At 69.5% G+C, this 21,378-nt stretch carries 22 protein-coding genes and 1 pseudogene; 15 read left to right on the top strand and 8 right to left on the bottom strand.

All coding sequences use genetic code 11. The annotated features are described in order from the left end of the window. Positions 1-204 precede the first annotated feature (204 nt). Both ABFX81_RS18905 and ABFX81_RS18900 read left to right on the top strand, forming a co-directional pair. On the top strand, positions 205-1,752 hold the full coding sequence (locus tag ABFX81_RS18905; RefSeq protein WP_086852212.1) for an AAA family ATPase: 1,548 nt from the start codon (positions 205-207) through the stop codon (positions 1,750-1,752). An 80-nt stretch (positions 1,753-1,832) separates the two neighbouring features. Further along, complete coding sequence (locus tag ABFX81_RS18900; RefSeq protein ID WP_346138349.1) at positions 1,833-2,600, top strand: HNH endonuclease; 768 nt, start codon at positions 1,833-1,835, stop codon at positions 2,598-2,600. Between the two features lie 629 nt (positions 2,601-3,229). Here ABFX81_RS18900 and ABFX81_RS18895 read toward each other — a convergent pair. The 3 genes and pseudogenes from ABFX81_RS18895 to ABFX81_RS18885 form a co-directional block, all read right to left on the bottom strand. Further along, complete coding sequence (locus ABFX81_RS18895; RefSeq protein WP_346138348.1) at positions 3,230-3,613, bottom strand: DUF6083 domain-containing protein; 384 nt, start codon at positions 3,611-3,613, stop codon at positions 3,230-3,232. A 174-nt stretch (positions 3,614-3,787) separates the two neighbouring features. Further along, a pseudogene (locus ABFX81_RS18890) lies at positions 3,788-4,057 on the bottom strand (site-specific integrase); the annotation flags it as partial. Positions 4,058-4,155: 98 nt separating this feature from the next. Beyond that, entirely contained in the window at positions 4,156-4,794 is a 639-nt protein-coding gene (locus ABFX81_RS18885) for a winged helix-turn-helix transcriptional regulator (protein WP_086852216.1), read from the bottom strand. Positions 4,795-5,075: 281 nt separating this feature from the next. On the opposite strand from ABFX81_RS18885, the gene ABFX81_RS18880 reads away from it, so the two are divergent. Next, complete coding sequence (locus ABFX81_RS18880; RefSeq protein WP_346138347.1) at positions 5,076-5,234, top strand: Cif family virulence factor; 159 nt, start codon at positions 5,076-5,078, stop codon at positions 5,232-5,234. A gap of 21 nt (positions 5,235-5,255) precedes the next feature. On the opposite strand, the gene ABFX81_RS18875 is transcribed toward ABFX81_RS18880, so the two are convergent. Next, positions 5,256-5,513, bottom strand: coding sequence for a hypothetical protein (locus ABFX81_RS18875; RefSeq protein WP_086852218.1), 258 nt, complete (start codon positions 5,511-5,513; stop codon positions 5,256-5,258). A 107-nt stretch (positions 5,514-5,620) separates the two neighbouring features. On the opposite strand from ABFX81_RS18875, the gene ABFX81_RS18870 reads away from it, so the two are divergent. Beyond that, positions 5,621-6,217, top strand: a complete 597-nt coding sequence (locus ABFX81_RS18870; RefSeq protein WP_086852219.1) for a TetR family transcriptional regulator C-terminal domain-containing protein — start codon at positions 5,621-5,623, stop codon at positions 6,215-6,217. Between the two features lie 115 nt (positions 6,218-6,332). Beyond that, positions 6,333-6,803, top strand: coding sequence for an Asp23/Gls24 family envelope stress response protein (locus ABFX81_RS18865; RefSeq protein WP_086852221.1), 471 nt, complete (start codon positions 6,333-6,335; stop codon positions 6,801-6,803). A gap of 25 nt (positions 6,804-6,828) precedes the next feature. On the opposite strand, the gene ABFX81_RS18860 is transcribed toward ABFX81_RS18865, so the two are convergent. After that, positions 6,829-7,164: an AzlD domain-containing protein gene (locus ABFX81_RS18860; RefSeq protein ID WP_086852223.1), complete on the bottom strand. Its 336-nt coding sequence runs from the start codon at positions 7,162-7,164 to the stop codon at positions 6,829-6,831. Next, a complete protein-coding gene (locus ABFX81_RS18855; RefSeq protein WP_428837191.1) occupies positions 7,161-7,826 on the bottom strand; it encodes an AzlC family ABC transporter permease in 666 nt (221 codons plus the stop codon). The genes ABFX81_RS18860 and ABFX81_RS18855 overlap by 4 nt, the downstream gene beginning before the upstream one ends. Before the next feature lie 102 nt (positions 7,827-7,928). On the opposite strand from ABFX81_RS18855, the gene ABFX81_RS18850 reads away from it, so the two are divergent. Both ABFX81_RS18850 and ABFX81_RS18845 read left to right on the top strand, forming a co-directional pair. Next, positions 7,929-8,498, top strand: a complete 570-nt coding sequence (locus ABFX81_RS18850) for a helix-turn-helix domain-containing protein (protein ID WP_086852226.1) — start codon at positions 7,929-7,931, stop codon at positions 8,496-8,498. 132 nt (positions 8,499-8,630) lie between these two features. Then, positions 8,631-10,439: a rhamnogalacturonan lyase family protein gene (locus tag ABFX81_RS18845; protein ID WP_346138346.1), complete on the top strand. Its 1,809-nt coding sequence runs from the start codon at positions 8,631-8,633 to the stop codon at positions 10,437-10,439. 20 nt (positions 10,440-10,459) lie between these two features. On the opposite strand, the gene ku is transcribed toward ABFX81_RS18845, so the two are convergent. Beyond that, on the bottom strand, positions 10,460-11,494 hold the full coding sequence (gene ku / locus ABFX81_RS18840; protein ID WP_487222175.1) for a non-homologous end joining protein Ku: 1,035 nt from the start codon (positions 11,492-11,494) through the stop codon (positions 10,460-10,462). 63 nt (positions 11,495-11,557) lie between these two features. Here ku and ligD point away from each other — a divergent pair, with 63 nt between their 5' ends. Then, the gene (gene ligD, locus ABFX81_RS18835) at positions 11,558-12,439 is read left to right on the top strand and encodes a non-homologous end-joining DNA ligase (protein ID WP_086852230.1); all 882 of its coding nucleotides are present in this window, start codon (positions 11,558-11,560) and stop codon (positions 12,437-12,439) included. Positions 12,440-12,494: 55 nt separating this feature from the next. Here the strand turns inward: ligD and ABFX81_RS18830 are convergent, their stop codons facing one another. Then, positions 12,495-13,298, bottom strand: a complete 804-nt coding sequence (locus tag ABFX81_RS18830; RefSeq protein WP_346138345.1) for a nuclease-related domain-containing protein — start codon at positions 13,296-13,298, stop codon at positions 12,495-12,497. Positions 13,299-13,409: 111 nt separating this feature from the next. Here ABFX81_RS18830 and ABFX81_RS18825 point away from each other — a divergent pair, with 111 nt between their 5' ends. The 7 genes from ABFX81_RS18825 (at position 13,410) to ABFX81_RS18795 (ending at position 21,357) form a co-directional block, all read left to right on the top strand. Beyond that, positions 13,410-13,913: a dual specificity protein phosphatase family protein gene (locus ABFX81_RS18825; protein WP_086855591.1), complete on the top strand. Its 504-nt coding sequence runs from the start codon at positions 13,410-13,412 to the stop codon at positions 13,911-13,913. A 771-nt stretch (positions 13,914-14,684) separates the two neighbouring features. Beyond that, positions 14,685-15,467, top strand: coding sequence for a hypothetical protein (locus ABFX81_RS18820; RefSeq protein ID WP_428837197.1), 783 nt, complete (start codon positions 14,685-14,687; stop codon positions 15,465-15,467). Beyond that, positions 15,464-16,723, top strand: coding sequence for an ATP-binding protein (locus ABFX81_RS18815; RefSeq protein WP_346138344.1), 1,260 nt, complete (start codon positions 15,464-15,466; stop codon positions 16,721-16,723). The genes ABFX81_RS18820 and ABFX81_RS18815 overlap by 4 nt, the downstream gene beginning before the upstream one ends. Before the next feature lie 177 nt (positions 16,724-16,900). Further along, the gene (locus ABFX81_RS18810; RefSeq protein ID WP_086854328.1) at positions 16,901-17,443 is read left to right on the top strand and encodes an SH3 domain-containing protein; all 543 of its coding nucleotides are present in this window, start codon (positions 16,901-16,903) and stop codon (positions 17,441-17,443) included. Between the two features lie 52 nt (positions 17,444-17,495). Next, complete coding sequence (locus ABFX81_RS18805) at positions 17,496-18,860, top strand: FtsW/RodA/SpoVE family cell cycle protein (protein WP_086854327.1); 1,365 nt, start codon at positions 17,496-17,498, stop codon at positions 18,858-18,860. Beyond that, positions 18,857-20,320 (top strand): penicillin-binding transpeptidase domain-containing protein, encoded by a 1,464-nt coding sequence (locus ABFX81_RS18800; protein ID WP_346138343.1) that lies wholly within the window; start codon positions 18,857-18,859, stop codon positions 20,318-20,320. The genes ABFX81_RS18805 and ABFX81_RS18800 overlap by 4 nt, the downstream gene beginning before the upstream one ends. 98 nt (positions 20,321-20,418) lie before the next feature. After that, a complete protein-coding gene (locus tag ABFX81_RS18795; protein WP_086846447.1) occupies positions 20,419-21,357 on the top strand; it encodes an AurF N-oxygenase family protein in 939 nt (312 codons plus the stop codon). The last annotated feature ends 21 nt before the right edge of the window (positions 21,358-21,378 follow it).

The raw sequence follows: 21,378 nt of genomic DNA, 5'->3' as shown, positions 1-21,378 counted from the left end.
CGCCTGAGCAGCGGGCAGCGGGCAGCGGGCAGCGGGCAGCGGGCAGCGCCATTCTGTGCCCCTGCCCGCTGCCACCGGCTCCCCCGCGCGCGCACCTAGCGGTTCACTCTTCTCCGTTCTGCGGAGATGGCACTGCCGGTGCCACTCAAAGATGCCTAGTGGATCCATGGTTGGGCACAGAGAACACACGACTGGAGTACGCTGATGCATTTTCTTGTAGTGCCTCGCAGCGAAGGCTTCACCGTGCCATCCAATCTTCCGGCACTCGTTCTACGGCGCGAACTCTGGGATGATTTCGGATTCGAAACTATGTTCGATGCCTATCTCTATCCATCTCCAACAGAGGCGTCCATCGACCTGGGATCCGTCAAGATCATCAAAAGAGGGCAGCGCAGCGGCGCCACGGAAATCCCAAGCAGTTTCGTCCAGCTCGATGATAGTTATTGCTCACTCGGGCAGGCATTTTCCTATTACGAAGCGCTGCACGGGCTTCCCCGTGAATTGCGCGACAGTGTTCTGTTCGGGCTCCGCGACATCGCCATCGACCCCTCGCTTAGGGAGTCCTTCGCCAGCGAGCCGGCGATGGCCGCCTCACTCCTGCGCTACGGGAACGCCGAACTCGCGCTGAGAGACGCCACGGCCCTGCTCGGAGGAGCGACAGCCCCGCGGGACAGTGCGCTCGCGTTCACGTTCAGAACGAGCGTCGGAGGGGAAACGTTCTCCATTCACTTTTGTTTCGCGGACCGCCACCCCCTGCCCGGCCGCATCAATGTCGTCGTGGGTTACAACGGATGCGGAAAAACGCAGCTCCTTGCTAACCTGGCCAACACTGCGCATGCAGATCTCACTGACCGAGCCGACGAGGCCTTCGTCCGGCGATACGGAGAATTCCCTGAAGGGGCCGGTGCACCACGATTCTCCTCGGTCATAGCCATCTCTTACAGCGCCTTCGACACGTTCGACTTGCCAGGGAAGAACCGCCAGGAAGAGGACCGGCTGGAATCCAGCGGCGAGGTCTCCGGATATACCTACTGCGGCCTTCGGAGATACGATCGCAGCACTGGTTCGGACACGCCCCGCACCGGCTCACTCAAGGGCGCCGCGGAGATCCAGGGTGACATCATGTCCGCCCTCGTCAGAGCCAGTACGCCCGAGCGTAAACAGCGGCTGGCGGCAGCCCTCTCTCCGCTGAGCCGAGAGCCCTCTTTCAAACGGGTCGAGCTGTCCGACACCTTCGCCTTCGACAGCGCTTCGTGGCAGGATTCCTTTTCGGGCCTCAGCACCGGGCACAAACTCGTACTCAACATTGTCGTGCAGCTTGTGGCCCACCTGGAGCCCGGCTCACTGGTTCTCATCGACGAACCCGAATCCCACTTGCACCCTCCGCTCTTGGCTGCCCTGCTCAAGAGCATCACCATATCCCTGGATCAGTTCGACTCATACGCAGTAATGGCGACCCACTCCCCGGTCCTCCTCCAGGAAGTCCCCAGACGCTACGTCAGAGTCCTGCAGCGATTTGGAGATCTCACATTCGTTGCCACTCCGGAGATCGAAACTTTCGCAGAAAATGTAGGATCGCTTACACGTCACGTATTCAACTTGGACAGCAGCGCGACTGACTATCACTCAACTCTCCGGTCTATGCAGGAGAATCTCTCCCTGGACGAGATCATGGAATTGTTCGACGGCGAGATGAGCGCGCAGTCCATTTCTTACCTCACGAGCATCCGTCGTGATCGGTTTGGGAGATGATTCGACTTCCCCGCCCGGACAGAGACCATCTGGCTGATCTTGATCTCGCTATGAGCCGGAGGCGTCCGTCCTCTCGACGGGTGCTCTTGGGCGCTCGCACGGGAATCATCAACGCCTACGGCGACTACGAGGACGTGCTGCGGGATATTCGCCAGTTTACATCGCTTGCCAATGGTTCCGAGGTGCTCACCAAGGCCCTCCTGGGAAATTATGCACTTCTGGACAGGGGGCGCCCCCTGGAGGATCTCAGAAACTCGATCTTCCTAACAGCGCTGTCCCGCAATTCCCGGTGTCCGCTGTGCGAGAGAGCTCAGGTCTGCGCACTCGATCACTTCCTCCCAAAGAATCACTTTCCGGAATATGCAATTCTAGCTGACAATCTTATCCCTGTTTGCGAAAGATGTAATCGACTAAAGGGTGACGAGTGCGACAGGGCAGACGGGTTGCTCATGTTTCACGCATACTTCGATGAGTTCCCGGACACAGAAATGCTATTCACGGAGATAGATGTCAACGACACCGTCTCGATCAGATACTCCTTGCATCACGCCGATGAAATTGATGACTTCACCTTCGGGAGGGTCGAGAAGCAATTTGAGATACTTGGCCTTTTTGATTTCTATCAAATGGAGGCAGTGGCCGAACTAACGGATCAAGTTGATCTGTATGATGAAACATACGACTCCTTTGGCGATTCAGGGCTGCGATCGACTCTTAGCGCATTGGCTCGAGGGGCTGAAAGGAAGGGTATAAACCACTGGAAGGCGGCACTTTATCGCGCCCTGTCCAGAAATGCCGAATTTTGCAGTGGTGGCTATCGCAAGCTGCTGGCAACGCCGATGAGCTGAGGGCGTCATGCTTGGCGTGCCCCGCCGATGGAAACTCCTTCGTTTGGCTCCATGACTTCAAACGCCCCCCCCGCCCGTTAGGAGAGACGCACACATGTACGGCGACCTCCGCAAACTCAGCCGCTCCCTCATTGCCCACCGACAACTCGCCTGATTGATTACTGCGGTTGAACTGCTCATGTCTCTTGATGTCCACGCATTAGTTCGCTGCAGCACTGAATCCGGTGTAGGCCGCGTCTGAGGCGCCGGGTGAGATATTCCGAGTACTCAAGACAACATTGACAGGCGGTCGCCTCGCAGAACGAGGTTTTGGAGCGCACCCCTTGTGGTGCGGACTATACGTGGACGAGGGCCGCGCCTGTGTGCCTCTGCAAGCGACTGACCAGCCTGAACGATCGAAGCGCACGGGGCCTCCGGAGCCGTGTGCGCAGGTTCGAATCCTGCCGGGGGGCACCTTGGATTGAGGTGTCCAAAGACCCCGCCATCAGCGCTTTCGCTGAGACGGGGTCTTCGCGTATGTGCAGGCGTGTGCGGCCCGGAGCGGGCGTATGTCGGGGGTCCGTGGACTATTCGTGGACAGGATCTTGAGACATCTTCCCTGGTCAGCCCCGAGGTTGCCGCAGCGCCCATCAGCCGGCGTCCGGCCATTCCTCAGGGGGCGGAGGCGGCTCCTGGTCGTCCTGCCGCTTCGCTCGCCGTGCGTTCTCCCCTCGCAGGCTCGTCAACCACGGCCACAGATCCGGCAGAGGCTGTGCCGGGCAGGCGAGGCGGTGGTCGATACGGCACCGCTGGGACTGATCCGGCGGACACACCCCGTAGACCGTCACCCGCCCGTCTGACAGCTCGATCCACCGATGCTCCGCCGGCACCGTATGGGCCAACGGTTTCATGTCCGGCTCCAACAGCACCCAGTCCTGGTCAAGCGTTGCCACCCGTTCCTGCAGCAGCCCGCAGTACGGGCAGCGGGACTGCCCACCACCCAGCCGCCGCGGCTTCTCCTCTAAAACCCCCATACCGTGAGGGTCGCCAGCCCGTCGGCCCGGGCGTAGAGCACGAACCGGACGGAATTCCTGGGACACCCGTCCGGCAGCGAGACGAAATACGACGCGGCAGGTGCAGCCAGCAACCAACGGCCGACGGCACACGGCCGAATACGGCGAGACCCCCCGCCTATGCAGACTGGGGGGCTAACGACCTCGTGCGTGATCACTGTACTCGCGCAACAACTGCTCGATCTTGCGGTTGGCGATCTCCTGCCGTCCATCGATGCACTTGGCGTAGCGGCTCAGCAGCACCTCCACACTGTTGCTCGCTCGTTCGGCGACCTCTGTCGGGTCCACCCCGGAGTTGAGTCATGTCGACAGTGCCGAGTGCCGGAGGTCGTATGGTCGAGCCGCGAGCGATGAGGCGACCACAGCCGGCGGAAGCGCCAGCGCACGGGCCTCCTGCCAGACGCGGCTATCAGCTCCTTGCTGGGTGAGGAGGGGCCCGCCGACGATGAAATCGCCGACCACAACAGCTTTACTCCTTGGAACACTGCGAGCGAGGACGGGAGTTAGGAGGTGCCCGGAGACCCCGTCATCAGCGGAGACGCTGAGGGTGGGGTCTTCGTGTATGTGGGGGCGTGTGCCGCTCGGGACGGCTGTATGTCGGGGTCCGCCGACGGGCTCTGGACGGGGACTTGGGGCATCGTCGCAGGTGAGACTGCTGGGTACGGGCGATCAGCGAAGAGGGCTTGTCGCACGGCTGCCTTGAGCCCCGCTGTCTGGCGGTGAGGCCTCCGCCCCCAGTCCCACAGAGCCTGCAGGACAGGGCCGAGGCGGTGTCCACTCGGGGTGAGCGCGTAGCGCACTCGCGGTGGCCAGCCCGGTCGGCGGTCGCGCTCGACGACTCCGGCGTCGCCAAGCTGTGCCAGCCGGTCGGACAGCACCTTGTCCGACAGCATGGGCAGGGCCGCGCGCAGCTCGCTGTAGGAGCGGTCGCCACGCAACAGCTCGTGAACCACCAGCGTGGTCCAGCGGCCGTGCAGGGCCGCCAGCGTGATCTCCACGGGGCACTCGGGATCAGGCGCGGTGACGTTCGCGCGCGGGTCGTCGGGGAGCCCTGCCGGGTGACCAACCGTTCGGTGAGTCACGAGACCGCCTCCTAACGCGGTCGGCAGTTGTCCCGGAACGGAGGGGCGTCCGTCGATCATGCGAGAACTGGCCGATCGGCCCGAAGAGGTGCCCGCGGTGTTCACCGAGCGGTTCGACAGCGGCGACGCCGCCGCGTTGGCGCAGGTCTACGAGCACACGGCTGTGCTGGTCCCGCAACCGGGAACGCCGGTGACCGGCCCGGACCTGCACACCGCCAACGGACGCCTGCAGAAGCTGGGAGTTCCCATCTCGGTTCGTCCGCAGCACGTGTACCGCAACGGGGACCTGGCGCTGCTGATAGTCGACTGGGTCATCGACGGGACCGGCCCGGGGACAGGCTGTGTACGTCGAGGGCACTGCCACCAACGTCGCCCGGCGGGGTTCGGACGGTCGTTGGCGGTACGTCATCGACAACCCCTTCGGCTACGTCATCGACAACCCCTTCGGCACCCGTGCACAGCAACTCCTCACCGAGGAAACGCCGGAACCGATGTCCTGAGTGTGCACACCTGCCCGGTGTTCAAGCCCCACGGCCCTTCGCGTAGCGGCGCCGTGCCGCCGTCGCCAGCAACGCCGCACCCGCGCAGCCGACGAGCAGAGTCCCCCACTCGGGGACGTCGGCCGCCCGCAACAGGCCCGCGACACCGAAGCTCGTGTTCCAGCCGGCCTCTGTGATGGCGGAGCCGAAGCCCTGGATGGACAGGATGGCGCCGAACAGCCAGAGCAGACCCTGGCCTGGCTTGGTTTCCGAGGTGTTGAGCTGCTGTCGCTTCCGCATGGCGGGTCCCTTCAAGGAGTTTTTCGATGCGGTCGCATCACATCGTGCAGGCTCGACGGATATGATGCAAGCGCATCGGAAAACGGCGAGCCAGAGAGGAGCGGCGCGTGCCCAAGCAGGTCGACTACGAGGAGCGGCGGCTGCGGATCGCGGAGGCGGTGTGCGCTCTGATCGCGCGTTCCGGGATGGAGGCCGCCAGCCTCCGGGACGTCGCCGCCGAGGCGGACGTGTCCATGGGGGCCGTGCAGCGGTGCTTCCGCACCAAGGAGGACATGCTGCTCTTCGCGCTGGAGCACATCTCACAGCGCGTCAGCGAGCGCGCCGAGCAGCGCATCGCTGCGGCCTCCGCACCACAGGCCGCGGCCACTCTGCTGTCGCACACCCTGACCGAACTCGCCCTGCTGGACGAGGAGTCCAGGGTCCAGGCGCATGTGTGGCTGGCCTTCGTCAGTCAGGCCCCCGCCAGCGAGAGGCTCGCCGCCGTCCTGCACGAGACGTACGGCAAGCTCCATGACCTCGTCGTGTGGCTCATCCGCTACGGCCAGGACACCGAGGAGATCCCGCGGCATCTCGACGCCACTCAGGAGGCGCATACGCTCCTCGCCGTGGCCGACGGTCTAACTGTCCACGTCGTCGCGGGGCACCAGTCCCCGGAGGCGGCGTCGGCCGTCCTCCAGCGCCACGTCGACTCGCTGCTGAGGTGAGTAGGCGACCGAGCGCTTTCCGCACTTTCGCCCCATATGCACCATTGCTCTACGGTGGATACAGGTGGATAAGAACAACGCTGCTCACCCCGCACGGATCATCGAGGGGACGGCCATGACGGAGACCACACAGCGCAGAGACACCGCTACCGGCACGGGAAAGCAGGACGGCACCGCTCCCCCGGAGGCCCGCGGAAGCACCGCGATCGCGGACACGGTCGTGGCGAAGATCGCGGGCATGGCGGCCCGGGAGATCCCCGAGGTGCACAACCTCGGCGGAGGGATGACCAGGGCCTTCGGGGCCGTGCGCCAGCGGGTGCCCGGTGGGGGCACCGGGGTCACTCAAGGAGTGAAGGTGGAGGTCGGCGAGCGCCAGGCCGCCGTCGACCTCAACGTCGTCGTCGAGTACGGGGCCGCCATCGCCGACACCGCCGCGGACATCCGGACGAATGTCATCAACGCGGTGGAGCGGATGACCGGGCTGGAGGTCGTCGAGGTCAACATCGCCGTCGACGACGTCCATCTGCCGGACCAGGAGGACGAAGGCGAGGGCGAGTCCGAGCAGGAGGGACGGCGCGTGGCCTGAGGAGCCCGGTCGGCCGAAGGGGGCGTCACGGGACCCCCGCCAGCCGCAGCAGTGCCGTCGTGCCCGCCGACGCCAGTACGACGACGAGGAACGGGGCCCTGCGCCAGGCGAGCACTCCGCCGGTCAGGACCCCGAGCGGCCGGGCGGGGCCGGTGAAGGCGCGGTCCTCGGTGAGGGCGGAGGTGGCGGCCAGGGCGGCGAGCAGGAGGACCGCCGAGACCTCCAGCAGTTTCCCGGCGCGCTCCGGGAGCGTGACTCTCGCGCGCAGGGCCGGTCCGGAGAGGCGGAGCAGAAACGTACCGGCCGCGAGGGCGAGCATCGCCGCCAGCGCCGGCGGCAGCGGTATGGCGGCGGCGCTCATCGCATCGCCTCTTTCTTCGTCTGGGCGGCGAACAGGGGCAGGGCGGCCGATGCCAGCAGGACCGGCAGGCCCGCCGGCAGGAACGGGGTGACGGTCAGGGCCAGGGCCGCGCCCGCCAGTGCCGTGCGCCGCAGGGGCCTGTTCTTCAGCGCGGGCAGGATCAGCGCCAGGATCACCGCGGGGAACATGGCGTCCAGGCCGAGTGCGCCGGTGTCCCGCACGACGCTGCCGAGCAGCGCGCCCAGCGCGGCGCCGACGGGCCAGCAGATCAGGATGCCCAGGCCGCAGAGCCAGTACGCGGCCCGCTTGCGCTCCGGCTCGTCCTGGGCGAGGGCGAAGACGACCGTCTCGTCGTTCATGAGATGTGCGCCGAGGGCTCTGCGCCGGCCCCGCCCGAGGACATCGGGTACCGCCAGGCCGAACGGCAGATGGCGGGCGTTGACGAGCAGTCCGGCCAGCAGCGCGGCGATCGGGCTGCCCCCGGCGGCGATGATCCCGACGAACAGGAACTCGGACGAGGCGGCCAGGACGAGCACTCCCATCAGGACCGGGAACCACCAGGCGAACCCGGACGTGACCGCGACGGCGCCGTAGGAGAGGCCGACCACCCCTACCGCCAGGCAGACCAGCACGATGTCGCGGAGCAGCGGGCGATCCGGCATTCGGCCCTTCGGTGTTCTCCATAGCGAACGCATGATTTTTATAGTGAACAGGGCTTACGATGTTCGTCAAGACGAACGAGTGACCCCTGGAGCGAACAACCCATGTCCGACGCCGGCCCCGCCCTCAAGCCCCCGATCGAAGTGATCGCCGCGTCCCTGCGGGCGGAACGCGTCCGGGCGGGGCTGTCCCTCACTGAGGTCGCCCGCCGGGCCGGGCTCGCCAAGTCCACGCTCTCCCAGCTGGAGTCGGGCACCGGGAATCCCAGCCTGGAGACGCTGTGGGCGCTCTGTGTGGCCCTGGAGATCCCCTTCTCGCGGCTGGTGGCCGTGTCGCGGCCGCAGGTGCAGGTGATCCGGGCCGGGGAAGGGCCGGCCGTCGGGTCCGAGCAGAGCGACTACCGGGCCACGCTCCTGGCCGCCTCCCCGCCCGGGGCCCGGCGGGACGTCTACAGCGTCGCCGCCGAGCCGGGGCCGCAGCGCTCCTCGGCGCCGCATCCGCCCGGAGTCGTCGAGCACGTCGTGATCAGCTCGGGCCGGGCCGTGGTGGGCGTCGCCGACGAGCCGGTGGAACTCCACCCGGGCGACTACATCTGCTATCCGGCCGACGTCCCGCACGTCTTCCAGGCGCTGGAGCCCGGCACTCGCGCCGTGCTCGTCTCCGAGCACCACTGATCGCCCATGCCCTGTAAGCGTTTCCGGCCGGACATCGTGCCGCTCCGCCAGTATTGACGGGTACTCAGCTCGGTGCTTCCATCGCAGCTGTGAAAACGCTTTAACCACCGGCACGAGGGAGACAGGGTTGTCATGCGCATGAGGATCACGGCGACGGCCCTGGCCGTCTGCGCCGCACTCACCGTCGCCGCCGCGAGCCCCGCCCCGGCGGTGAAGGCCGCACGCGTGATGGAGAACCTCGGCCGCGGCGTCGTGGCCGTGCGCGCCGACAGCACCCAGGTCCTGGTCTCCTGGCGGCTGCTGGGGCTCGACCCGGAGGGCATCGGGTTCAACGTGTACCGGTCCACAGCCGGCGGCGCGTACGTGAAACTCAACTCGGGCGTGCTGACCGGCGGGACGAACTACACCGACTCCACGGCCGATCTCACCCGCTCCAACAGCTACCGCGTGACCCCGGTCGTCGGCGGTCGGGAGCAGGCGCCCAGCGGCGCCTTCACGCTGTCGGCCGGTCATGCCGTGGAGCCCGTGGTGCGCGTGCCGTTACGGCCCGGCGGTGCGGTGAAGTTCGTCTGGGCCGGCGACCTCGACGGCGACGGCGAGTACGACTACGTCGTCGACCGGCAGACCTCCCCGCAGAAGCTGGAGGCGTACAGCGGTGACGGCGACTTCCTCTGGGAGGTCGACCTGGGTCCGAACAGCCTGAACCAGGACAACATCGAGCCGGGGTCGTCCGCGATCGACCTGGGCCACTGGGACGGCGTCACGGTCTACGACTTCGACAGCGACGGCCGTGCGGAGGTCGCCCTGCGGATCGCCGACGGGGTCAGGTTCGGCGACGGGACGACCTGGACGCACGAGAACGACGCGCGGCAGTTCATGGCCGTGCTCGACGGCCGGACCGGAGCACTCCGCAACTGGTCCGCCGTCCCCACGACGTACCTGGCGGACGGCCCGATGGCCGCGCGCCTGGGGGTGGCGTACCTCAACGGCACCACGCCGAGCCTGGTCGCCTTCATGAAGAACCGGCGGAACGACGGGGCCTTCAACCTGATGATGGGCGCCTGGAGGTTCGACGGCGACTCACTGGACCGCCAGTGGACGTGGCAGCGCGGCGGCCAGGACGCGCCCGACGGGCACAACACACGCGCCGTGGACGTCGACGGCGACGGGACGGACGAGGTCGCCGAGATCGGGTTCGTGCTGGGCGGCAACGGCTCGCTGCGCTACTCGATGGGGCCGAAGGGCATCGTCCACGGCGACCGCTTCCACATCGCCGACATGGACCCGGGCCGTCCGGGCCTGGAAGGCTATGGCGTGCAGCAGGACAACCCGAGCGGTCTGCTCGAGTACTACTACGACGCCGCGAACGGCGACGTGATCTGGCGGCACGGCGGTGGTCCCGCCGACGTCGGACGCGGCATGGCGGGTGACGTCGACCCGCGCTTCCCCGGCATGGAGGTCTGGTCCTTCTCGGGCCTCTACAACGCGGCCGCCAACCGGCTCACCGAGCCGGACGCCTCGCTGCGCCCCTGGCCGCAGCTGGGTCTGTGGTGGGACGGGGACCTCACCATGGAGCTGCTCAACGACGGCAAGATCGAGAAGTGGGACCCGGCCCGCCCCACACCGAGCGGCAGCCTGCCCCGGCTGGTCAGCACCTGGAACCACGGCGCGGTCAGGGCCGCCCAGGGCGGACCCACTCTCGTCGGCGACCTCTTCGGCGACTGGCGCGAGGAGGCCGTGTACACCAACGCGTCCTACGACGAGCTGATCGTCTTCACGACGAACCAGCCGACGAACCACCGGCTGTACACCCTGGCCCACAACCCCGCCTACCGGAACGCCATGACGTTCAAGGGCTATGTGCAGTCCCACCACGTCGACTACTTCCTCGGGGCGGGCATGGCCGCGCCGCCCCGGCCGGACATCACGTACGCGCCGTGAGGGGTGCCGCCGGGTGCGGATCAGGCTGAGCGCTTGCGCGGGGTCGCCTTCTTCGCGGGCGTCTTCTTCGCGGTGCTCTTCGACGCGGTGCTCTTCGACGCGGTCTTCTTCGTGCCCTGTCCGGACTTCGCGGTCGACTTCTTCGCGGACGCCGTGGTCTTCTTGGCCGCCGTCTTCTTCGCGGTGGACGCCGACTTCTTGCCCCCGGTCTCCTTGGGCGCCGCGCGGGCCGTCGTGCGCTGCGGGAGCGACTTGACCTCGGCGTGCTCGGCCTCCTCGCCCCGGGACTCGCGTGCCGCGCGGACGCTGTTCTCCAAGGCCGCCATGAGGTCGAGGACCTTGCCGCCCGCGGCCGGCTCGGGGGCCTGGGGCAGGGCCTCGCCGGAGGCCTTCGCGGCGATCACCTCCTCGACGGCCTCGCGGTACTCGTCGTGCAGGTCCTCCAGGTCGACCTCGCCCAGCGTGTCCATCAGGGCGTCGGCCAGGTCCAGCTCCTTGTCACGGACCGTGACGTCCGTGTCGGGGGCCACGCCCTCGGGGGCGCGGACCTCGTCCGGCCACAGCAGGCCGTGCATGGCGATGGCGTCGCCGACCACCCGGAGCATGCCGAGGCGTTCCCGGCCGCGCAGGGCGAACTTGGCGATCGCCACCTTGTTGCTGCGCTTGAGCGCCTCCCGCAGCAGGGTGTACGGCTTCGCCGCCGGGGCGCCGCTCGCCTGAAGGTAGTACGCGGCGTCCATCTGGAGCGGATCGATCCGGTCGGCGGGGACGAAGGCGACGATCTCGATGGTCTTGGCCGTCGGGATCGGCAGGCTGGACAGGTCCTCGTCGGTGATCGGGATGATCGAGCCGTCCGCGTCCTCGTAGCCCTTGCCGATCTCCCCCTGGGTGACCTCCCGGTCCTCCAGCTCACAGAACTTGCGATAGCGGATGCGGCCGCCGTCCTCGGTGTGGATCTGGCGGAAGGAGATCGAGTGGCTCTCGGTGGCGTTCACCAGCTTGATCGGAATGCTGACCAGGCCGAAGGAGATGGCGCCGTTCCATATGGATCTCACGTGCAGCACCCTTCCGGTCACTCTCGGGAGTGTTTGTCACGATTCGCGTGGGATTCTTATCGTATGGCGCCTATCACAGTGGTGGAGGGGCGACGGCTCCCGCTCAGCAATCTGGAGAAGGTGCTGTATCCCGCCACCGGCTTCACCAAGGGCGAGGTGCTGCACTACTACGCGACCGTCGCCGAGGTCCTGCTACCCCACCTGCGCGATCGGGCGGTGTCCTTCCTGCGGTATCCGGACGGGCCGGACGGACAGGTGTTCTTCACGAAGAACGTCCCGCCGGGTACGCCCGACTGGGTCACCACCGCCGAGGTGCCGCGGGTCGAGGGACCCTCGCGGATGGTCCTGGTGCAGGACCTGCCGAGCCTGATGTGGGCGGCCAACCTCGTCGCCGAGTTCCACACGCACCAGTGGCTCGTCGACTCGCCGGACGAGGCCGACCGCATCGTCTTCGACCTGGACCCGGGAGCGCCCGCGAGCATCGTGCAGTGCTGCGAGGTCGCGCTGTGGCTGCGGGAACGGCTCGCGGCGGACGGCATCGAGGCCTACGCCAAGACCTCCGGGTCCAAGGGGCTGCATCTGCTCGCCGCCGTGCGCGGGGCGTCGTCCGAGCGGGTGTCCGGGTACGCCAAGGAGCTGGCCGTCGAAGCGGAGAAGGCCATGCCCCGGCTCGCGCTGCACCGGATGACCAGGAACCTGCGGCCCGGGAAGGTCTTCGTCGACTGGAGCCAGAACGCCGCGCGCAAGACCACGGCGACCCCCTACACCCTCCGGGCCCGCCCCGAGCCGACCGTCTCGGCGCCCGTGACCTGGGAGGAGGTCGAGGAGTGCGGATCCCCCGGGCGCCTGGACTTCCACGCGACCGACATCGCACCCCGGGTGCAGGACTACGGCGATCTGCTGGCCCCGCTCCTCGAGCCGGGCAGCGCGGGCCGGCTGCCCTAGGCGGTGGCAGGAGGCCGGACGGGACGCCCTGTGTCAGGGGCTCGACGGCACGCCCTCACACCCGCGTCCACGTGTTCCGGTCCCGTGCCATCGCGTGCAGGGCCTCCACGTCCGCCGGCTTCAGGACGCCGCCCTGGCGGGCCAGGGTCTGCACCTCCAGGTCCGTGAGGACGCGGACCTCGCGGGGCGCGACCGGGACCGACACGGCCGTCGGGCCGACCAGGACGAGCACGGGACGGACCTCCGCCGTCAGGGCGTAGGAGGCGCGGTCGGCGTCCGCGCGGACGCGGCGGAGCAGGGCGGTCGGTTCGCGGCGGCCCAGGGTGACCAGGGGGGCGGCGACCGTCACCCGCTGCTTGCGCGCGTACAGGGAGTGCAGGGCGAACAGTCCGCCGGGTCCGATGAGCAGGTGGTGGATGCGGCTGCCGCCGGGCAGCGGGACGGAGTGCACGGCGTGCCAGCCCGCGCCGTCCAGGCGGTCCAGGGCGTCCCCGACCGCCTGCTCCGCCTCCAGGGCGCGGCGGCGCGGGTCGGGGCGCAGCCGGCGGGCCGGGCCGGGGTCGCGGTCGAGGGCGACGAGGAGGGCCTCGCCGGGGCGGTTGGGGGCCAGGTCGTCGTCGGGGTGCAGGGTCAGACGGGCGAGCTCGGCCGGGGTCGGAACCGGGGGCGGCCCCACCGTCACCGGGCCGGTGACGAAGGGCCCGAGGGCCCGGAGCACGTCGTCCTCACGGTCCTCGCCCAGCAGGTTGACCCGGCCCGCCTCACGGTCGTACCAGGCGATGTTCCTGCCGTCCGGGAGGCAGACGTACAGCCGTTCCTGACCGTGCCGCCAGGTCGGTATGACGCGCAGTCCGTCCATGCACCATCACCCCAGTCCATGGGAACAGGCGGGGTGCTGCGGGGGCAAGAACCCGGTTACCTTTGAGAGGAGTTGGGCATGCTTTCGGGCGGTGATGCTGGGGAGGCGCCGTTGCGTACCCGCAGGAAACCCGATGTGCCCGCTCCGGAGAGTCCCTGGAACGAGGTCGTCCCCGGGTTGTGGATGGGCGGCCACGAGTACACCGGGGCCTTGGGCCATCCGGAGTTCGCCGTCGTGCGGGACGAGTTCGACCTCGTGCAGACGCTGCTGCGGCTGCCGGGGCACGGGCCCGATCCCGACGTCCGGCACCACGTCTGGCCCATACCCGACGGACCGCTCGACGGGACGCAGCTCGCCGGTGTGATCCGCCTGGCCGAGGCCGCGTGCGAGGCGCTGGACGAGGGCCGCAAGGTGCTCGTCCGCTGTTACCACGGGTACAACCGCTCCGGCCTCGTCATTGCGCACGCGCTGATGCGGCGGGGAAGCTCCGCCGACGCGGCGATCCGGTTGATCCGGGACCGTCGTTCGCCCTGGGCGCTGCACAACGAGCTGTTCGTCGAGTATCTGCGGGCCGGGCTGGTGACGGCCCGGCTGCTGGAGGAGCTCACCGAGTAGGGCGGCGAACGGGCTCCCTCGCGCGCAAATAGGACTTCCCTGCGAATAAGGTGTACGGGGCCGACGGTCGGTCCGAGCCGTGTGATCGCCCTCGAACCCAGGAGTGCAGTGCCCGTCAGCCGCCCCGGAAGCCGCGTCGACAGCCTTGCCGGTTATCCCGAGGGGCTTCCCGGCCGCTCGGACGTCCAATCCGGCCGCGCGGATCGCCCTTCTGGTCGCCCCGAGGACTTTCCCGGCCCCTCGTATGGCCTTTCTGGCCGCGCGGATCACCCTTCCGGCCGCCCGGACGGTGTCTCCGGCCGCCCCGAGGACTTTCCCGGCCCCTCGGATGCCCATCCCGGCCGCCCGGATCACCCTCCCGGCCGCCCGGACGGCATCTCCGGCAGCCCCAAGGACTTTCCCGGCCCCTCGGATGGCCTTTCCGGCCGTACGGATCACCCTCCCGGCCGCCCGGACGGCATCTCCGGCAGCCCCAAGGACTTTCCCACCCGCCCGCATGGCTATTCCGGCCGCCCGAATGGCTTTTCCGGCCGCCCTGACGGCATCCCCGGCCGCCCGGATCGCCCTTCCGGCTCCCCCGACGGCTTTCTCGGCCGCCCTGACAGCGTTGCCGACCGCAGGGGAAGGCGCCTGGGGCGGTTGGGGCGCCTACTGGGCCGACCGGGAAGTCAGCCGGGCCGACCGGGACGCCACCCCGACCGGCCGGAGAGCCACCCGGACCGGCCGCGAACCCGACCCACCCACGCCGGAAATCCGCCCACCCCCCTCGCAATCCCACCCACCTCCGCCGGAAACCCCGTCGGAAGCCACCCCCGGCAGTCCGGAAAAGTCGCCCGTCGTGCCGCCGCCGTCGCTCTCCTGCTGGCGGCCGCCGTCGGCTGCGGGGACGCCGGTGGGCTGGAGGGTGCCGGTGCGACGCAGACGGCCGTCGGGCCGGCCCGGCTCTGGCCGGAGCTGACGCCGGCGTCCAGTCCGGCCTTCGAGATCGGTGAGGTGAACACCGAGGTGGTCAAGGGCGTCAAGGTCCCCCGCGACGACATCCGCCGGGTGGACCCGGTCGGGGTCGTCCGGGCCGAGATCGACGCGAGCCCGGGCGATTACGACGGCGGCAAGGCGCCGTACCGCGACACGAACAGCAGGATGACCGCCTGCGGCAAGGGTCCGGAGCACGGCCGGTGCCCGGTTCTCAGGCCGTACTACCGGGACCTGACCGGCGACGGGCGCGACGACCTGACGCTGGGCTTCCGGCTGCTGCCCGGCAAGACCACCGCGGTGCGCGTCTACACCGTCGAGAAGCACCGGCTCGTGCGGGTGATGGCCTGGGAGGACGCGCTGAGCGGCGTCGAGCTGGCCGGGCGTTCCCTCGTCATCCGCTCGCCCTCCGAGGTCGCGGGCTACGAGTACCGCCTCCAGTGGACCTGGGACCGGGACCAGCGGGCCATGCTCCTCACCCAGGACGAGATGCTGCGCACCGGCCCGCGGAAGCACTCCCGGTACCCCTCCGCCCCGCCCTCCGCCTCTCCCTCCCTCTCCCCCTCGGCGAGCACCGGATGAGACCCGCGCTCCCCCAGTGGTCCGGGACGCTCGCCGCGAAGGCCGCCGCCTTCATCACCGTGATGTGCTGCGCGCTGGCCGCTCTGCTCGGCGTCCTGGTGCACGTGCAGGTGACGAACCAGACCGTCGGCCAGGCACGCGACCAGGCGTTGCAGCGGCTGACGCAGGCGACGGAGCGGTTCGAGGCCGGGGACTCGCTCAAGCGTGGCGCCGGCGTGGATCCCCCGGGCCTGCCCCGGCCGTTGCGGAACCTGGCGGTCGGCGGGGACCGCGGCACGATGGTCTCCGACTTCCAGGGGCGCCCCACGATGTGGGCGGCCGGGCCCGCCGACGGCGACCGGGCCCTGGCCGTGGCGGTCGACTACTCGCAGCAGGCCCGCACCATCCAGGGCCTGGACCGGGCGATCCTGTGGTCGTCGGGGCTGGCGATCGGGGCGACGCTGCTGGTCGGCGCGTTCGCGGTGACGCGGGTGACGCGGCGGCTGCACACCACGGCGCTGGTGGCCCGGCGGATCAGCGCGGGCGACCTGGACGCGCGCGTGAACGACCCGCGTACGCAGCCGCGCACGAAGGACCCTGCGCGCCCGCAGGACGAAGTGGCCGCGGTCGCCGCCGCGCTGGACTCCATGGCGTCGTCGCTGCAGGGCAAGCTGCTCGCCGAGCAGCGGTTCACCGCGGATGTCGCGCACGAACTGCGCACCCCGCTGACCGGACTGCACGCGGCGGCCGAACTGCTGCCCCCGGGCCGCCCGACCGAGCTGGTGCGGGACCGGGTGGCGGCGCTGCGCACCCTCACGGAGGACCTGCTGGAGATCTCCCGGCTGGACACCGGCCGGGAGCTGCTGGAGCTGGACACCGAGCAGTTGGGGCCGCTGGCCGAGCGGGCGGTGCGGGGCGCGGGGAGCGGCACGGAGGTCAGGGTCGTACGGGACGTGGCCGTGGAGACGGACCGGCGGCGGCTGGAGCGGGTGCTGGGGAATCTCGTGGCGAACGCGCACAAGCACGGGCGGGGGCCGGTCGTGTTGACCGTGGACGGGCCGGTGGTCACTGTCCGGGATCACGGGGACGGCTTTCCGGAGTATCTGGTGGCGCACGGGCCGCAGCGGTTCCGGACGGAGGGCGGGGCGAGGGGCCATGGGCTCGGGCTGACCATCGCGCTGGGGCAGGCGGAGGTGCTCGGTGCGCGGCTGGAATTCGCGAACGCGCCGGACGGCGGGGCGGTGGCGACGCTGACCCTGGCTGCCGAGGAGCGGTGAGAACTCGGGCCGCGGCCGGTCGTCCGTCTGCGGGCTGTTCGTGAGCTTCGCGCAGTTCCCCGCGCCCCTTCAGGGCGTCCCCCTATGGCCCAGTGTGACGGGCGGGGGTCACCGGGCGCTCCTAATGTGGCGGTTAGTCAGCTTTGACACCCTCTGCTCCACATGGAGGTAACCCCCATGTCCCTGCGCTCCTCACTCACCAGCCGCCTCTCCATAGCAGCCGCCGCCGGCATCCTCGCGGCCACGGCAGCCGTCACCCCCGCCGTCGCGGACGACGACTGGGGCACGGGGGGCGACCCATCCTCCGGTACCTCCACCGCCGGGAACGACGACTGGAACTCCGGCGGCAACGGCAACCACGACTGGAACGGCGGCGGCGGCAACGGCAACGGCAACGGCAACGGCAACGGCAACGGCAACGGCGACTGGAACGGCGGGGGCGGCAACGGCAACACGGGCGGCAACGGCGATCACCACCACGACCCACGCACGACCAGAGGCGTCGTCACCGCGAACACCCTGGCGCTGCGCAGCGCGCCCAACCGCGGCTCACAGATCATCCGGTTCGCCCACCGGGGCGACGTCGTCTCCATCTTCTGCAAGTGGGAAGGCGAGAGCGTGCAGGGCAATCGCACCTGGTACCTCCTCACGGACGGCACCTGGGCCTGGGGCTCGGCCCGCTTCATCGACCCCATCGACCGCAAGCCACGCCGGTGCTGACAATCGGGCAATCCGAAGCACACCACACGGCTCATTTGGTTAGATTCCCGACATGAGCAAGGCCGGAATCACCGTGGCGACGGCGGACCCGCCCGCGCCCGCCGTCCGCCGCCTCCCCCGGCGCCGTGGCGTCGAACTCGCCCTCATCGTCCTGGCCGTGCTGCTGTCCGTGTACGGCTACTGCGCCGTCGGCCTCGCCCAGCACGGCACTCTCCCGCCCGGTGCCGCCGGTTACGGCGCCGGGCTCGGCGTGCTCGCGCTGTTGGCGCACCTGGCCGTACGCCTGCGGGCGTCGCACGCCGACCCGCTCCTCCTGCCCATCGGCGTGCTGCTCAACGGGCTCGGCCTGGTGCTCATCTACCGGCTGGACCTGGAGACCCCGGGCGACCGGGCGGCACCGGCCCAGCTGATCTGGTCGACTCTCGGCGTGACGCTGTTCATCCTGGTCGTCCTGCTGCTGCGCGACCACCGGGTGCTCCAGCGCTACACGTACGTCTGTGTCGTCGCCGCCCTCGTGCTGCTCACCCTGCCGATCCTTTTCCCGGCGGTGAACGGCGCCCGCATCTGGATCCGTCTCGCCGGGTTCTCCATCCAGCCGGGCGAGTTCGCGAAGGTGCTGCTGGCGGTGTTCTTCGCCGCGTACCTGGCCGCGAACCGCAACGCCCTCGCCTACACCGGCCGCCGCGTCTGGAAACTCCAGCTCCCCACCGGCCGGGTTCTCGGCCCGATCGTCGCCGTCTGGCTGGTCAGCGTCGGCGTCCTGGTCCTGGAGCGCGACCTGGGCACGTCCCTGCTCTTCTTCGGCCTCTTCGTCGTCCTCCTCTACGTCGCCACCGGCCGCACCGGCTGGATCGCCGTCGGTCTGCTGCTGGCCGCGCTGGGGGCGGTCGCCGTCGGCCGGCTGGAGCCGCACGTGCACGGCAGGATCGATACGTGGCTGCACCCGTTCGCCTCGATCGAGGCGGGCGAGGGCCCGAACCAGCTCGCCCAGTCCCTGTTCGCCTTCGCGGAGGGCGGCATGCTCGGCACGGGCCTCGGGCTCGGCCACTCGGTCCTCATCGGCTTCGCTGTGAAGTCGGACTTCATCCTGGCCACGGCGGGCGAGGAACTCGGCCTGGCGGGACTGTCCGCGATCTTCCTCCTCTACGGCCTGCTGGTGGAGCGCGGCTACCGGGCCGGTCTCGCCCTGCGCGAGCCCTTCGGACGACTGCTCGCCGTCGGCCTCTCCTCGCTCGTGGCGCTCCAGGTGTTCGTGATCGCGGGCGGGGTGACCGGACTGATCCCGCTGACCGGCATGGCGATGCCGTTCCTGGCGCAGGGCGGCTCGTCGGTGGTGACCAACTGGGCGATCGTGGCGCTGCTGGTCCGGGTGAGCGACCTGGCCAGGCGGCAGGGCGACGGACAGGACACCCGGTGACGCGGCACATCCGGCACGCCGGCCTCTTCTGCGCCCTGCTGCTGGTGGCGCTGCTGCTGAACGCCGCCCGCGTCCAGGTCGTCCAGGCCCCCGAGTACGACCGCAACCCCGCCAACCGCCGCCCCGACATCGCCCGCTACGAGGAGCCGCGCGGCGACATCCTGGTCGGCGGCCGGCCCGTCACCGGCTCGAAGGACACCCGCGAGCACCTGCGCTACGAACGGACCTACACGGACGGGCCGTTGTACGCCCCGGTCACCGGCTTCGCCTCCCAGCTGTACGGGACGACGCTCCTGGAGAAGGCCGAGGACGGCGTCCTGTCCGGCACGGACCCGAGGCTCGCGCCGTTCCCGCTGTGGAACGACTTCACGCGGGCACGGAACTCCGGCGGGGACGTCGTCACGACCCTCGACCCGGCCGCGCAACGGGCGGCGTACGAGGGACTCGCCGGGCTCAAGGGCGCGGTCGCGGCACTGGACCCGTCGACCGGCCGGATCCTGGCCCTGGTGTCCCGCCCGTCCTACGACCCGCAGCCGCTGTCCGGGAACGGGTCGGCGGCGGCCCGGGCCTGGGCGCGGCTCGCCTCGGACAAGGACCGGCCGATGCTCAACCGGGCGGCACGGCAGACGTATCCGCCGGGCTCGGCCTTCAAGGTCGTCACCGCGGCCGCAGCGCTGGACGCCGGCGTGGTCAGGGACCTCGACGCGCCGACGGACTCCCCCGACCCGTACACCCTGCCCGGGACGCGGACCCGCCTGACGAACGCGTCCCGGGGCTGCCGGGACGCCTCCCTGCGTGAGGCCTTCACCCTCTCCTGCAACACGGTGTTCGCCAAGCTCGGCGTGGAGGTGGGTGGGACGGACATGACGGCCACGGCCCAAGCCTTCGGCTTCAACAACCCGGCGCTGCGGATCCCCTTCCCGGTGGCCCGGTCCACCTTCGACACCTCCCTAGACCGCGCCCAGCTCGGCCTGTCGTCGATCGGCCAGTACAACACCCGCGCCACACCGCTCCAGATGGCGATGGTCGCGGCGGCCGTCGCCAACGGCGGTCAGGTGCGGGAGCCGTACCTGGTGGAGCGCACCACCCGGCCGAGCGGCAGCACCCTCGCGGCCCCCGGCTCGCGCGCGGTTCGCCAGGCGATGTACCCCTCGACCGCGGTCCGGCTGCGCGCGCTGATGCGCGAGGTGGTCGAGAACGGCACCGGACGCCGGGCCGCGATCCGGGGCGCCAAGGTGGGCGGCAAGACCGGCACCGCCCAGCACGGCCTCGGCAACTCCGGCATGCCGTACGCCTGGTTCATCTCCTGGGCGCAGGGCGACCGTGACCTGGCACCGCGGGTGGCGGTCGCGGTGGTGGTGGAGGAGGCGGAGGCGCGGCGCCGGGACATCAGCGGGGGCGGCGACGCGGCACCGATCGCACGGGCCGTGATGGAGGCGGTACTGGCTCACCCGAGGTAGACGCCGGGTCAACAAGTCGCGCACAGGGGATTGACGGGCTTGCTGACAGGCAGTCTCATAAGGGGGACAGTGACGTGTGCACAACGAGGTGGGCAGCCATGACGACCCTGACGGAAGCCGACGCGCTCGACGGCCTGCGCGATGCCCTGGGCCTGCTCAAGGACCGGGAGCAGGTGGCCCAGCGGCTGCTCGACTCCTCCGCCAAGCACTCCTTCGACCCGGACAAGGAACTGGACTGGGACGCGCCCTTCGAGGAGGGCAAGTGGTTCTGGCCGCCGGAGCTGGTGTCGCTCTACGACACGCCGCTCTGGAAGCGGATGAGCGAGGAGCAGCGGATCCTGCTCTCCCAGCACGAGGCGGCGGCACTCGCCTCGCTCGGCATCTGGTTCGAGATCATCCTGATGCAGCTGCTGGTCCGCCACATCTACGACAAGGCGGCGACGAGCGCCCACGTGCGCTACGCGCTCACCGAGATCGAGGACGAGTGCCGGCACTCCAAGATGTTCGCCCGCCTGATATCCCACGGCGGCACACCCTGGTACCCGGTCAGTCGCGTGCACCAGCACCTGGGCCGCCTCTTCAAGACCATCTCGACCACCCCCGGTTCCTTCACGGCGACCCTGCTCGGCGAGGAGGTCCTCGACTGGATGCAGCGCCTGACGTTCCCCGACGAGCGGGTCCAGCCCCTCATCCGCGGCGTCACCCGCATCCACGTCGTGGAGGAGGCCCGCCACGTGCGCTACGCCCGCGAGGAACTGCGCCGCCAGATGGTGACGGCCCCCAAGTGGTCCCAGGAGTTCACCCGCATCACCTCCGGGGAGTTCGCCCGGGTGTTCTCGGTGGCGTTCGTGAACCCCGACGTCTACACGAACGTGGGCCTGGACAAGCGGGAGGCCCTCGCGCAGGTGAGGGCGAGTGGCCATCGCCGCGAGGTCATGCAGAGCGGGTCGAAGCGGTTGACGGACTTCCTTGACGACATCGGGGTGTTGCGGGGGGCCGGGCGGCGGTTGTGGAAGTCGTCGGGGTTGCTCGCCTAGGGGCGAACCCCGGCCACGTCA

Source organism: Streptomyces coeruleofuscus (assembly GCF_039532725.1).
GTDB classification, from domain to species: Bacteria; Actinomycetota; Actinomycetes; order Streptomycetales; family Streptomycetaceae; genus Streptomyces; species Streptomyces coeruleofuscus.
This window is presented reverse-complemented; position numbering and strand designations above follow the sequence as displayed.